Here is a 13,872-nt window from a genome sequence, read left to right as displayed (position 1 = left end):
AGAACTCCTCGCCGCCCAAGTCCGCCACGACATCGCCCACACCCAACGCCTTAAGCAGGAAGGAGAACCCTGGCTGTGAGCACTCCGGCCAAAACCGGCAGGCAGACGCTGAAGCTGGAAGAAGCGCTGGCTGAGATCGGGTTGTCTCGCGCCGCCTTCTATCGCATGCGCGCTCGGGGCCAGGCTCCCCGGCACCTGAAGCTCCCCAACGGTCAGATCCGCATACGCCGGGCCGACCTCGACGCCTGGTTCGACTCCTGCGAGGTGCGGGAAGCGTGCTGACCTACGACGTGCAGATCTGGAGCATCCGCAAGCGGCCGGACCGCGCGGCGGCCTATCAGCTCCGCTGGCGGGTCGGCCCCCGGCCTTTCTCCAAGAGCTACAAGATCAAGGCTCAGGCCGACGGTCGGCGCTCGGAGCTGCTGGCCGCCCTGCGCAACCGCGAGCAGTTCGACACGGAAACCGGCCTTCCCGCCTCGGAGGTGCAGGCGCTCAACTCCATCACGTGGTACGCCCATACGCGCGTATACGCGGAGATGAAGTGGCCTGGTGCCTCGGCCAAGCACCGCGCGAGCATCGCCGACACGCTGGCCACCATCACGCCGAAGCTGGTCAAGGACAACCGTGGGGCTCCGGCTCCGAAGGTGCTCCGCATCGCTCTCTACTCGTGGGTCTACCGCTTCGTCCTCGGCGACGACGGGACACTGAGGCCCCGTATCGACGTAGAGGAGCCACCCGCCGACATCGTGTCGGCGCTGGACTGGATCAGCCGGAAGTCCGTCGACATCACCGCGCTCAATACGCCCTCGGTGGTGCGTACGGCGCTCGACGCTCTGAAGCTGAAGCAAGACGGCACGGCCGCTGCCGAGAACACGGTGAATCGCAAGCGGACGGTCTTCAGCAACTGCCTCCGGTACGCGGTGGAGCGGGAGTTGCTGGCGACCCTGCCCCTCGACAAGGTCGACTGGACCCCGCCTGAAACCGACGACGAGATCGACTTTCGGTTTGTACCCGGCCCGAAGCTGGCGAAGGCGCTGATTGACGCCGTAGGTGAGCAGGGGGCACGCGGGCGCCACCTGATGGCGTTCTTCGGCTGCCTCTACTACGCGGCCAACCGGCCTGGGGAAGCAGCAAACCTCTGTGAAGAAGACTTCACCTTGCCCGAAGAGGGATGGGGAGAAGTGCTGCTGTCCACGAGCACGCCCCGCGTCGGCTCCGGGTGGACCGACACGGGTGAGTCCTTCGACACGCGCGGTCTGAAGAAGCGGGCCCGCAAGGCAACCCGACCCGTGCCGATTCCCCCCGTCCTCGTGCGCCTGGTCCGCCAGCACATCAAAGAGTTCGGTACCGCTGAAGACGGCCGGCTGTTCCGCGCGGCCCAAGGCGGCGGCCTGCTATCCAAGGAGTACGGCGAGGCGTGGAAGACCGCCCGGCTGGCGGTACTGACGGCGTCCGAGGCAGCCTCACCGCTGGCAGACGTGCCCTACTCTCTGCGCCACGCGGGTGTCTCGCTCTGGTTGGAGTCCGGCGTCTCCCCGGCTGAAGTTGCCCGACGCGCGGGCCACAGCATCGCGGTCCTATTTCGCTTCTACGCGAAAGCAATTCACCGCAATCAACAACGCGCAAACGAACAGATCGAGATAGCCCTGCAAGCCACAGAAGGAGAATAGAAGCCCTTCAGGTGAAATGGTGTCACTCGCATCTCAAAAGAGGAGCGGGCGGCAGCTTTCGATTTCCCCACCTCGACTCACAAGATGCAGCAAAACGACTACCCAGGCACACCAGCAGGATTCACGTCCAGCTTTTCGACATCCTTAATCAGCTCAAGCACACTCTGATACCTGTCGGCAACATCGTGCGCCGTGCATTTCCGCACGATTCTACTTTCCTCATTATCGCCGGACATGAGCGCCCCCCTGCCAGTGAAAATGTAAGAAAGAACATGCCCGATAGCATAAATTTCATTACGAACGTCATACTCTTTGAAGCTCGCCAGCATAGGGTCCGGAATCGTCCCACGCATCTCCGTCTTCGTTCGAGTGTATTCGGAACCCTTCTCCTTTACGAGACCGAAGTCTGAGAGCTTTACCAACACCGCTCCACCATCGAACGTCTTCACCAGGACATTCTGAAGGCTAATGTCCCGATGCAGCACATTCTTACTGTGGAGATAGTTAATACCGTATAAAAACTGGAGCGCAATCCTCTTTCGCGCCGCAAATCGAAGCGAGGCGTTGCGTCGCTTAATGTACTCACGAAGCGTAACCTCACAGAATTCCATCATGTACTCATTGCGATCTTCGTCGTACTTATACACCTCGACGACGTAGGGGAAGCTCAGCCGCTTGAGCATGTCGAACTCTTGGCGAAACCGATGAAGATCCCGTTCAGCCAAGTCCTTATTGGCCCGTTTGATCGCAAACTTAATGCCGTAATCCGGGTCGACAAAAGAGAATACTTTAGCGTAGGACCCCTCCCCGATCAATTGAAGCCGAACATCCGCATTGCGCTTCCTCAGTCTTGCCACCATACCCGAGAGTGCGAAGACTGGCTCGTACTTCACGATGCCAATCTGCTCAAAATCCTCAGGTACGACACTCCCTCCGCTACCCTTCAGCCAGACCCTACAACCACCCATCGCAGCCCGATATTTCTCATTGAAATCCACGACCACGTCGGCACTTTTCAAAGCGCCTAGGACATCATCCACCTCCCTAATGAGCGCTATCATTTCCCTGCTTGAATCGGCCCAATAGTGATGCGTCGTATCCGCTCTGTCATTAATAGATTCAAAATGATCGTTCAATCGCTCGTGCAAGCTGGCAAAAATGCGACCGAATCGCTTCTCGTTCTCATAAAGTCGCAGATAGGCATTCGCAACTGGCATCGCCGCATACTTTTGCGAAAGGTCTTCAAGCATCAACTCGGTAGGGCTAGCCACTTATCTCAATTCCTCCTTCACAACCACCGATAAGAGCCACACCAACCTGCCGCTTTCACAGATCAGCCGACGTACTTGTTTTACCCGTCAAGCATCCACGTGTCTAGCGGTTCTCTAGGTTTCGCGTTCACCCGCCAGCGTGCCTGCGCGGCGGTTCAAAATGGAGTGCCAGCAGCGCGAACTGAGCAGAATCGGCGAGGTCTTAGCTGACACCAACGCCTACAACCGACTGGCGGCGGGGCCCAGACGCTGGGAGTACTCCGCAGGAGCTTGGTCCACGTCTGGTCCACACGCACTGATCCACAACGCGACACGGCCGGATCATGGTGAGACAGACCCATGCGGAAGGGGTGCCGCTCCCGAGAGTGGCACCCCTTCTGACCTGCAACATCTATGACCTGCGCGGAGGCGGTGGGATTTGAACCCACGGTGACATCGCTGCCACGACGGTTTTCAAGACCGTTCCCTTAGGCCGCTCGGGCACGCCTCCCCGCGCCGGCGGAGACCGACGGCGCGGGTACAGATTACCGGCCCGCCGGCCGCGGCGGGCGGCCCCGTCAGCTGTCGCCCTCGCGTGCGCCCAGCGTCAGGTCCACCGTGTGCTCCTGGCCGCCCCGCTTATAGGTGATCGTGACCTTGTCGCCCGGCTGGTGGGTCCAGATCTCGCCGATCAGGGTGGGGCCGCTGTCGATCACGTGGTCGTCGAGCTTGGTGATGACGTCGCCGGGCTTCAGGCCGGCCTTGTCCGCCGGGCCGCCGGACTCGACCGCGGCGGCGCCGCTGGTGCCCTGGTCGGTGATCTTCGCGCCGTCGGAGGAGTCCTCCAGGGAGACGGACGCGCCGATCTTGGCGTACACCGGCTTGCCGGTCTTGATCAGCTGCTGGGCGACGTACTTCGCCTGGTTGATCGGGATGGCGAAGCCCAGGCCGATCGAGCCGGACTGGCCGGAGCCGAAGCCGCCGCTGCCCGTGGACTGGATCGCGGAGTTGATGCCGATGACCGCCCCGGAGGCGTCCAGCAGCGGGCCGCCGGAGTTGCCCGGGTTGATGGACGCGTCGGTCTGCAGGGCGCTCATGTAGGACGCCTTGCTGGTGGAACTGCCGTCGCTGGAGGCCACCGGACGGTCCTTGGCGCTGATGATGCCCGTCGTCACCGTGTTGGACAGGCCGAACGGCGCTCCGATGGCGATGGTCTCGTCACCGACGGCCACCTTGTCGGAGTCGCCGAGGGCGAGCGGCCGCAGATCGGAAGGGGCGTTCTTGAGCTTGATGACCGCCACGTCGTAGCCCTGGGCGTGGCCGACGATCTCGGCGTCGTACTTCTTCCCGCTCGGGAAGGTGGCCGTCAGCCGGCCGCCGTCCACCGCCTCCGCGACCACGTGGTTGTTGGTGACGATGTGGCCCTGGGTGTCGAAGACGAAGCCGGTTCCGGTGCCGCCCTCGCCGTCGCTGCTCTCGGCCTGGATCGTCACCGTGCTGGGCAGCGCCTTGGCGGCCACGTTGGCGATCGTGCCCGGCGCGCGCTTGACCTGCGTGGCGCTGTCGGTGGCGGAGACCGTGGTGGAGCCGCGGTCGTCCCGGTCCTTGGCCAGGGTGTAGCCGAGGCCGCCGCCCAGACCGCCCGCTGCCAGCGCGGCCACCAGGACCGCCGCGACGAGGCCGCCGCGTCCGCCGCGTGGCTTGGGCGCGGGCTGCTGCCAGGAGGCTCCCCAGCCGGTGCCCGGACCGCCGGCGTCGCCGGCGTAGGACGGGCTGCCACCGCCGTAGGACGGACCGCCACCGCCGTAAGCGCCTCCGTCACCGTAGGAGGGGGTCCCCGGGGGCGGGGGCGGCCAGGAGCCGTCGGGGGCCGGGCCGGCCGGGGTCGCGCCGTGGCCCGTCGAGGTCGTACCGGGGCTTGCCGGGGTCGCGCCGTGGCCTGTCGGGGGCCGGCCCGCCAGGGGCTGGTCGGCCGCGGGGGTGGCCGGCGGGGGCGCCGGGGTTTCCCGGGGCACGGGCGGGAGGGATGCCCCCTGGGCGTTCCCCTCGGGCGCGGTGCCCTGCGGGGAAGCGTCGGGAGAGGCCACCGGCACGGGAGGTGCGGACGGCGCCGGGGGTACCGCGTTGCCCTCGTTCTCGGTGCTCACAGCTCTTCTCCTCGGTCCACGCCTGTTGTCGTCGGTCGCACTGGTCTTGCGGTCAGCTTTTCCCACGGGCCGTCAGAGCACCATAAGCCGTGGCTGTGGGTCCGGCGGCCCTCTTTATATAGGATCTGTTCGGGCATTCACCGTAAAAGTTATATAAGCGATCAGTGGGCAGCGCTCGTCCGCCGCCTGAACGTCTCCATCCCGCCCCGTCCGCCCGGCGACGGTGGCACCATGACGCGGTGACCCACGCACCACAGCGCTCCATCCAGGTCGTCGCCCACCGGGGCGCCTCCGAAGACGCCCCCGAGCACACCCTCGCCGCCTACCGGAAGGCCGTCGAGGACGGCGCCGACGCCCTGGAGTGCGACGTACGGCTGACCGCGGACGGCCATCTGGTCTGCGTCCACGACCGACGGGTGAACCGTACCTCCAACGGCCGCGGCGCCGTCTCCGCGCTGGAACTGGCCGACCTTGCCGCTCTCGACTTCGGCTCCTGGAAGACGCGCGAGGCCTGGCACGGGCGCGACGAGGAGCCCGACTGGGAGCACCGGCCGGAAGACCGCGAGGCCACCTCCGTGCTCACCCTGGAGCGGCTGCTGGAGCTCGTCTCGGACGCCGGGCGACGGGTGGAGCTGGCCATCGAGACCAAGCACCCCACGCGCTGGGCGGGCCAGGTCGAAGAACGGCTGCTGACCCTGCTGAACCGTTTCGGCCTCGCCGCGCCCGCCTCCGCCGCGGAGTCGCCGGTCCGGATCATGAGCTTCTCCGCCCGTTCGCTGCACCGCGTGCGCGCGGCGGCGCCGACGCTGCCGACGGTCTACCTGATGCAGTTCGTCTCGCCCCGGCTGCGCGACGGCCGGCTCCCCGCGGGCGTGGGCATCGCCGGGCCCTCGATCCGCATCCTGCGCGGCCACCCCTCCTATGTCGAGCGGCTGCGGCGGGCCGGCCATCAGGTCCATGTGTGGACCGTGAACGAGCCCGAGGACGTCGACCTCTGCGTGGAGCTGGGCGTCGACGCCATCATCACCAACCGCCCGCGCGCGGTGCTGCGCCGACTGGGCCGCTGAGCGGCCGACCGCGCCGCGAACGGAAGCAGCGACCAAGCCCCTCACAGCGCAGGACAGGTCCCGTTACGAGGAGTGCACCGGCGCGTTCGCTGCGTGTCCGCTCGTTTCGAATGCGTCACCGGAAGAGGACTGGCCGGTTTCCGGTGCAGGCCAAGAGGGCATCCACACCGTGGCGTGGGGCGAAGGAGGTCTCGGGGGTGGCGTTGGTGGTGGCACAGGAAGTGCCGACGTCTTCGAGCATGGCCGTACCCCATGGCCCTGCGGGCGTGGGGGAGGCGCGGCACCGGATGCGGGCGCAGTTGCGCAGCGGGGGCGTGGCGGAGTCGGTCATCGACGATGCCGTACTGATCCTTTCCGAGTTGTTGAGCAATGCCTGCCGGCACGGGCGGCCCCTGGGGGACGCGCCGGCCGGGGACGGCGACGTCCGCGCCGCTTGGCGGGTCGACGCGCGCGGGCGGCTCCTCGTGGAGGTCACGGACGGCGGCGGCCCGACCCGCCCGGCACCGGCGACGCCGTCGGTGACCGCGCACGGCGGGCGGGGGCTGAACATCATCACGGCCCTCGCCGACGACTGGGGCGTCCGGGACGACGTCGAGGGCGAGGTGACGGTCTGGGTGCTGGTCCACGGGGACGTCCACGATCCCGATGCGGGCCACCCTCATGACGCCTTCGCTACGCGCGTCACCCGGCCCCTGACACGGAGGACACCGCTCACGGACCTGGCGCGGCCGGGGGTGGCGGCGGGCTCCGGTGCGGCGCGGCCGGGGGTCGTGGCAGTCTCCGATACGACTCAGCCGGGTGTGACGGCGGCCCCCGATACGGCACTGCCAGGTGTGGCGGCGCTCTCCGATGCGGCGCTTACGGGTGCGGCGGCCGAGGATGTGCCACTGCCTCATCTGCCCGCCGCGAACGACGCGTTGCCGGAGGCGCCCGACCCCGACGCACCCCTCACGGGCATATCGGAGCCCCCGCTGACGGGCATATCGGATACTACGCTGACGGGCATAACCACCCCGGACGTGCCCTTGTCCGGCCTGACCACCCCCGGCCTGACCCTGCCGGACCTGTCCGGCCTGGACTTCACCGACGCGTTCGACGACTTGGACTGACCGCGACCGACCCGGCCACGGCCAACCGCGGTGCCGACAGACCCCGGCGAGCGACGACACGCACCGACTCCCACCGGCCGGCGACGACACACGCCGGCACCCACCAGCGCGCTTCTACGGCCGGACATCACCCGGCACGGACACGTCGGCCGGTCCGGACACCCATCGGCCGGCCCAAGCAGCGACCAGCGCCCCCGGACAGCAACCGGCGCTGCCGGGCAAGCAACCGGCTTGCCCCGGCATCAACCACCGCCCCCCCCTCGGCCCCCATTCCCCCTCCCGGCCGTCGAGCGTCCGTACGTTGTCCACAGGTTCCCGTCGGTCACGGCACGAACGGCTAGGCTCCCGACGTACGAGAAGCGCCGTAACCGGGAGACACCCACCATGGCCAAGAAGCGCCCCCAGACGAAGGCCAAGCCGCAGCCGATCGACGGGGAGATCCCGGTTGTCGGCGCCCGTGAGCCCTGCCCCTGCGGCAGCGGCCGGCGCTACAAGGCCTGTCACGGCCGGGCCGCCGCGCACGCCGTGACCGAGCTGGTGCAGCGCCCGTTCGAGGGACTGCCCGGCGAGTGCGACTGGGTCGCGCTGCGCGAGCTGGTCCCGGCCGCGACGGCCGAACTGACCCTGCGGGACGGCCTGCCCGAGGGCGTCCCCTCGGTCACGCTGGCCACGGTCCTGCCGATGGCGTGGCCCGCGCTGCGCCGGGACGACGGCTCGGTCCTGCTCGGCCTCCAGAACGACACGGCGTCCGGAGACATCAGCCGCGACCTCGCCGACACCCTGCTGCGCGCCCTGGAGGCCGAGCCGGGCACCCCGGTACAGGGCCGCCGCGCCCCCACCGAGGGCCTGCGGCTGCAGGATCTGCTGGACCCGGAGGGCGCTTTCCAGCCGGTCGTGCACAGCGGCTTCGAGTTCTGGGTGCCGGACGCGGAGAACGCCGCCCCGGAGGTGGCCGCCTCCCTGGAGCGGGCCAACGCCGCCGCGATCCCGACCGTGCGGCTGTCCGGCGTGGACGCCGCCTACTGGTGCGAGACCCCGGAGAAGAACCACCTGCGCTGGGTCATGCCGCACCCGGAGGAGCAGCTTCTGGACGCTCTGGCGCGGCTGCACGCGGCGGGCCGCTCCAGCCTCGGCGAGGGCACCCGGCTCGTGGGCTCCTTCCGTGCCCACGGCCTCACCGTGCCGGTCTGGGACCTGCCGAGCGGAATCTCGGCCAAGGACGTGGAGCAGCCGGCCGCCGAGTTCGCCGAGCGTCTCGCCGCCGCCCTCACCGTCACGGAACCACTCACTCCGCAGGAGCGCCGGGCCCGCGGCGGACTGACCAACCGGCAGGTCACGCTCAGCTGACGCGCCGTACACGGGGAGGCGCGGCCGGTCGGACGGCGGGCCGCGTCACCGGGCCGCGCGGAGGGTGACTCGCGTCACAACCCGCCGCTTCTCCCGGAAAATCGGTGTCCGAATCGGCAAGACCGAATTTGCGAACCGCCGATCTCTTGTTACCGTTCCTGTAGCCCGGTTGCTGGTGCATCCCCCGTCGCCAGCAACCGGGCCTTTCCATGCCCGCGGCCACGCCCCCGGCCGTACCCGCGTCGGGGTACGGAGCCGGGCGGAGCGTCAACTGCCCGGGAAGCCTCAGGTGTTGCTGCCCGAGCGGAGCAACAGTGCCCCGTCCCCGTCCCGCGCGGCGAACTCGGTGACGGCCGTGTAGGCGTACGGTCCGCCCCGGATGCGCTCGCGCGGCGTCTCGCAGGTCGCGGGCTCGTCGTCGGTCCCGGTGGTGGCGCAGCGCGTCTGGACCGTCCGGCCGTCCGGCCCCATCAGGCTCAGCAGCGAATCCAGCGATCTGCCGGTGGCGTTGCGGTAGTAGGTGCGCGCCCAGGTGCCCTCGCCCCGCGTCAGCACACAGGTCTGGGCCTCGATGCCGTCCGGCGAGGTGAGCGCCGGGCCGCAGCGGGCGGTGGTGGCGAGCCCGGTGCCGAGCGGGAAGGGGGTACGGCGGGCGCCGTGCGCGCCGGTCTTGGCATCGGCCCGGGGAGCAGCCGGTTCCCCGACGGTCCGGCCGGCCTCGCCCACCTGCCCCGCGGACGCCACGGTCAGCGGCAGCGCGGCCAGAGCCGCCACGACGGCCCCGAGGGCGAGCAGACGCGGCCTGCGCGGACGCTGCCCGCGGTGGCGCGGCTGAGGGGCGCGGTGGCCGCCGGGATGACGCAGCATGCCCGGAAGATAACGAGCGGGCGGGTCCCGCCCGCCCCGGCCGCGCCCGACACCCCTACAACTCCGGCGCGCTCACACCCGTACGAGTGAGGGCGTCGACCACGGCGTCCACCACGGCCTCCACATCGGGTACCCAGGGCGCGGCCGTGCCGGCCAGCGGGGCACGCTCCCAGCGGACGGTGCCCTGGCCGGTCTCGGACGGGGGCAGGGCGAGATAGCCGCCCGTGCCGTGGAAGCGCAGGGAGCCGGGGACGAAGTCCTTGGCGTAGAGCAGTTCGCCGAGCTGCTCCATCGAGTACGGCTTCACCAGCAGCGCCCAGCGGGTGGGCGAGGCGACCACCGGGCCGAGCCGCATGCCGCGCCGGTCGAGCAGGGCGAGGGCGCGGGAGGCGGCGAGGGCCGGCAGGCTGACCGCGCAGGGCGCCCGGTCCCCGGTCGCCAGGATGACCGGGGCGCTCGGCCGGTTGGTCCACCACCAGCGCACCATGCGCGCGTCGGTGGTGGCGGCGAGCAGTCCCGGGTCGAAGGGGTGGGCACCGGGCACCGTGCACTCCGGGTCGGGGCAGGCGCAGCGGGCCCGCCCCTGCGGGTCCGGCGCCACACCGGGGAGTACCGGCCACTGCCATTCCGTCGCGAAGGTCAGGGCCGCGCCGAGCAGCTCGGGCTTCCCGCCGTTCCGCCTGGACAGGAGCCTGCGTCGCCTTCCGAGGATCTCGCGCATGAGCGCTCGTTCCTTTCCGTTGCACCGCTGGCAACACCGTGGGCTACATCACACCATGTGTCGATCACTTCGCTGTGCGTACCTGATGGCGCATCACACCCCCGCGCACGGCATGGGAACCCCAAGGGGGCGAGCGTGGGCCGCGTCCGCGTCCATAGTGCGTCTATCAAAAGCACGGTCGCGGTTGTGGGGTGGCGAAGTCTGGCGTTTTGCCGTCGCGCGTGTTTCTCTCCGCCTCCGCCACGGGAGGATGGGGCTCGGCCGTCGGTGGCTATGACGCCCGGGTCCGTCGCCAGGTTCCGGGTGGCCCCCAACCACCCCTGGCCTTCTCCGAGTACGTACCCATCACGACCGTTGTGACGCTCCGTGGAGCAAGCCCAGTCGACCGCAATGGACCGATACCTAAGGCAGTTTTCAGCCAACTTGGCGGTAAGGCAAGGGGTTCGGACAAAACCTCTCGGGTCCCTTGGACACCAGGAATCCCCGCAGGACAATGCTGGACATCTCCTCACGAGTGCGTGTACATGTGGAGGCACTGCTAGCGGCGCAGAATGACATGGGGGTTTGCGATGCTTTCCAGCAATACGCGCCGATCTGGAAGCCGGACGCCATGAGCGCCCCGCACCCTCCGAAAGTGGCTGGAATCGATTCAACAGTTCCCACACCAGCCCACACTGCGACGCCCGTCCCTGCCGCCCCCGGCGCCCCTTCCGTCCCGGGCACCGCGCCCGTCCCCGCGCCCCACTCGCCCGCCCCCGGCACCCTGCTCCAGGACCGGCTGGCCGGCTGGGTCTCCGACCTGACGACCCTGCACGAACTCACCGAGCGCCTCCTGCGCACCAGCGCGCTCGACCCCGCCCTGCACGAGCTGCTGCGCGCCGGAGCCGCCCTGGTCGGCGCCCGCCGCGGCCTGGTCGCCCTGGAGCCCGCCGACGGCCTCGGCCCCCGCACCAGCCTGGGCCTCGGCCTGGACCGCGCCGACCTCGGCCACATCGAGACCGTGCCGCGCCGCTCCCTGCCGTACGACACCGGCGGCACCGCCGAACTGGTCCACCCCGACCTGCTCGCCGAGGAGGGCCTCGACCCGCGCCACCGCGAGGTGGCCCTCCGTCTCGGCTACGCCGCCAGCTACGCCCTGCCCCTCGCCACCGAGTCCGCCGGCCGCCTCGGCGCCGCCGTGTGGTTCTACGACGAACCGGCCGAGCCGCACGAGCGCCGCCGCCACCTCGCCGGGCTGTACGTCCGGCACGCCACCGAGCACCTGGCCCGGCTGCTGGAGGTGGAGCGCACGCGCGCGTGCGTGGCGACCCTCACCGACGGGCTGCTGCCCTCCCGGCTGCCCCGGGTGCCCGGTGTACGGCTCGCCGCCCGGCACCGCACGAGCGCGCGCGGCGGCGGCGACTGGTACGACGCCCTGCCGCTGCCGGACGCCGCGCTCGGCCTGTCCGTCGGCTCGGTCACCGGCTCCGGGCCCGGCGCGGTGGCCGCCATGGGCCGGCTGCGCGCCTCCCTGCGCGCCTACGCCGTGATGGAGGGCGAGGACCCGGTCGCCGTCCTGTCCGACCTGGAGCTGCTGCTGCGGCTGACCGAGCCCGCCCGCTCGGCCACCGCCCTGTTCGCCTACTGCGAGCCCGCGCTGCACAGGATCACCCTGGCCGGCGCCGGGCACAGCCCGCCGCTGCTGATCGGCGAGCGGCGCACCGAGTTCGCCGAGACCTCCGTCTCCGCTCCGCTCGGCATGCTCGCCTGCTGGGAGGCGCCCAGCGCCGAGGTGCAGACGGAGCCCGGGGAGACGGTCCTGCTCTACACCGACGGGCTGCTGCACCGTACCGGCGAGGCGACGGACCGCGCCTTCGCCCGGCTGCACGCCGCCGCCGCGGGCGTCCCGCGCGCGCTGCGGCACGACCCGGGGGCCGTCGCCGACCACGTCCTGCGCACGGTCCTGCCGGACGGCCTGGACACGGCCGACAGCGAGGAGGACGTGGTCCTGCTGGCGGCCCGCTTCGACTGACGGTTCCGGCGACGGTTCCGGCGACGGTTCCGGCCGGACGTTATGACCGGGCATAACAGGTCATCCGACCCCACCCGCTCCCGGTACGACCGTACGATGATGGAGGCCCCGCTCGGCCACAAGCAGGAGCGCACGGGCCCCGGGGGAGATCACTGGCGTATCGAGGAGGATCACGTGTCCGACGAGCTCAACCCGGCTGTGCCCGACTCCGCTACCGCGGAGGGCCCGGAGACCGAGGCCGAGGAGCCGGTCAAGCAGCGGAAGAACGGCCTGTACCCGGGCGTCTCCGACGAGCTGGCCGAAAACATGAAGTCCGGCTGGGCCGACACGGAGCTGCGTGACCTGGAGCCCATCGAGCAGGCCGCGCACACCGCGCGCCGCCGCGCCGCGCTCTCCGCCCGCTTCCCGGGCGAGCGCCTGGTCGTCCCGGCGGGCAACCTCAAGACCCGCTCGAACGACACCGAGTACCCCTTCCGCGCCTCCGTCGAGTACGCGTACCTCACCGGCAACCAGACCGAGGACGGCGTCCTGGTCCTGGAGCCCAAGGGCGACGGCCACGAGGCGACGATCTACCTCCTGCCCCGCTCGGACCGGGAGAACGGCGAGTTCTGGCTCTCCGGCCAGGGCGAGCTGTGGGTCGGCCGCCGGCACTCCCTCACCGAGTCCGAGGCGCTCTACGGCATCCCGGCCGCCGATGTGCGCGAGCTGGCCGACAAGCTGCGCGAGGCCACCGGCCCGGTCCGCGTGGTGCGCGGTCACGACGCGGGCATCGAGGCGGCCCTGACCGACAAGGTCACCGCCGAGCGCGACGAGGAGCTGCGCGTCTTCCTCTCCGAGATGCGCCTGGTCAAGGACGAGTTCGAGATCGGCGAGCTGCAGAAGGCCGTCGACTCCACCGTGCGCGGCTTCGAGGACGTCGTGAAGGTCCTCGACAAGGCCGAGGCGACCTCCGAGCGCTATATCGAGGGCACCTTCTTCCTCCGCGCGCGCGTGGAGGGCAACGACGTCGGCTACGGCTCCATCTGCGCGGCCGGCCCGCACGCCTGCACCCTGCACTGGGTCCGCAACGACGGCCCGGTCCGCTCCGGCGACCTGCTCCTGCTGGACGCCGGCGTGGAGACGCACACCCTGTACACCGCCGACGTCACGCGCACGCTGCCGGTCAACGGCACCTACAGCGAGATCCAGAAGAAGATCTACGACGCCGTGTACGACGCCCAGGAGGCCGGGATCGCGGCCGTCAAGCCGGGCGCCAAGTACCGCGACTTCCACGACGCCGCCCAGCGCGTGCTGGCCGAGCGGCTCGTCGAGTGGGGCCTGGTCGAGGGCCCGGTCGAGCGCGTGCTGGAGCTGGGCCTGCAGCGCCGCTGGACCCTGCACGGCACCGGGCACATGCTCGGCATGGACGTCCACGACTGCGCCGCGGCGCGGACCGAGACCTATGTGGACGGCACGCTGGAGCCGGGCATGGTGCTCACCGTGGAGCCGGGTCTGTACTTCCAGGCCGACGACCTGACCGTGCCCGAGGAGTACCGGGGCATCGGCGTCCGGATCGAGGACGACATCCTCGTGACGCAGGACGGCAACCGGAACCTCTCCGCGGGACTGCCGCGCCGCTCCGACGAGGTCGAGGCGTGGATGGCCACGCTGAAGGGCTGATCCGGTGACGAAGGACCCCTCGCG

Annotated in this window: 10 protein-coding genes, 1 tRNA gene and 1 pseudogene; 7 read left to right on the top strand and 5 right to left on the bottom strand. The window is 69.9% G+C overall.

Annotated elements, in window-relative coordinates; genetic code table 11:
- Positions 1–75 precede the first annotated feature (75 nt).
- Together ABD350_RS07815 and ABD350_RS07810 are read left to right on the top strand one after the other, a co-directional pair.
- Positions 76–282, top strand: a complete 207-nt coding sequence (locus ABD350_RS07815; RefSeq protein ID WP_344347036.1) for a helix-turn-helix transcriptional regulator — start codon at positions 76–78, stop codon at positions 280–282.
- Positions 276–1,670 (top strand): tyrosine-type recombinase/integrase, encoded by a 1,395-nt coding sequence (locus ABD350_RS07810; protein WP_344347035.1) that lies wholly within the window; start codon positions 276–278, stop codon positions 1,668–1,670. The genes ABD350_RS07815 and ABD350_RS07810 overlap by 7 nt, the downstream gene beginning before the upstream one ends.
- 98 nt (positions 1,671–1,768) lie before the next feature.
- Here ABD350_RS07810 and ABD350_RS07805 read toward each other — a convergent pair whose 3' ends face one another.
- From ABD350_RS07805 to ABD350_RS07795, 3 genes are all read right to left on the bottom strand, one after another.
- Entirely contained in the window at positions 1,769–2,941 is a 1,173-nt protein-coding gene (locus ABD350_RS07805; RefSeq protein WP_344347034.1) for a protein kinase family protein, read from the bottom strand.
- Positions 2,942–3,344: 403 nt separating this feature from the next.
- A tRNA-Ser gene (locus tag ABD350_RS07800) sits at positions 3,345–3,431 on the bottom strand.
- Positions 3,432–3,498: 67 nt separating this feature from the next.
- Positions 3,499–5,067 carry a S1C family serine protease gene (locus tag ABD350_RS07795; protein WP_344347033.1) on the bottom strand — a complete coding sequence of 523 codons (1,569 nt, stop codon included), beginning with the start codon at positions 5,065–5,067 and terminating at the stop codon, positions 3,499–3,501.
- Positions 5,068–5,306: 239 nt separating this feature from the next.
- Between ABD350_RS07795 and ABD350_RS07790 the strand changes: the two genes are divergently transcribed.
- From ABD350_RS07790 to ABD350_RS07780, 3 genes and pseudogenes are all read left to right on the top strand, one after another.
- A complete protein-coding gene (locus tag ABD350_RS07790) occupies positions 5,307–6,134 on the top strand; it encodes a glycerophosphodiester phosphodiesterase (RefSeq protein WP_344347032.1) in 828 nt (275 codons plus the stop codon).
- Between the two features lie 110 nt (positions 6,135–6,244).
- A pseudogene (locus ABD350_RS07785) lies at positions 6,245–6,859 on the top strand (ATP-binding protein); the annotation flags it as partial.
- 768 nt (positions 6,860–7,627) lie between these two features.
- Complete coding sequence (locus ABD350_RS07780; protein WP_344347031.1) at positions 7,628–8,590, top strand: DUF5926 family protein; 963 nt, start codon at positions 7,628–7,630, stop codon at positions 8,588–8,590.
- Positions 8,591–8,875: 285 nt separating this feature from the next.
- On the opposite strand, the gene ABD350_RS07775 is transcribed toward ABD350_RS07780, so the two are convergent.
- Positions 8,876–9,457 (bottom strand): hypothetical protein, encoded by a 582-nt coding sequence (locus ABD350_RS07775; RefSeq protein ID WP_344347030.1) that lies wholly within the window; start codon positions 9,455–9,457, stop codon positions 8,876–8,878.
- 55 nt (positions 9,458–9,512) lie between these two features.
- Positions 9,513–10,178, bottom strand: coding sequence for a bifunctional DNA primase/polymerase (locus tag ABD350_RS07770; protein WP_344347029.1), 666 nt, complete (start codon positions 10,176–10,178; stop codon positions 9,513–9,515).
- A 493-nt stretch (positions 10,179–10,671) separates the two neighbouring features.
- On the opposite strand from ABD350_RS07770, the gene ABD350_RS07765 reads away from it, so the two are divergent.
- Positions 10,672–12,189, top strand: coding sequence for a PP2C family protein-serine/threonine phosphatase (locus ABD350_RS07765; protein ID WP_344347028.1), 1,518 nt, complete (start codon positions 10,672–10,674; stop codon positions 12,187–12,189).
- A 174-nt stretch (positions 12,190–12,363) separates the two neighbouring features.
- Entirely contained in the window at positions 12,364–13,848 is a 1,485-nt protein-coding gene (locus tag ABD350_RS07760; RefSeq protein WP_344347027.1) for an aminopeptidase P family protein, read from the top strand.
- The last annotated feature ends 24 nt before the right edge of the window (positions 13,849–13,872 follow it).

Source organism: Streptomyces nogalater (genome assembly GCF_039532885.1).
GTDB lineage: Bacteria > Actinomycetota > Actinomycetes > Streptomycetales > Streptomycetaceae > Streptomyces > Streptomyces nogalater.
This window is presented reverse-complemented; position numbering and strand designations above follow the sequence as displayed.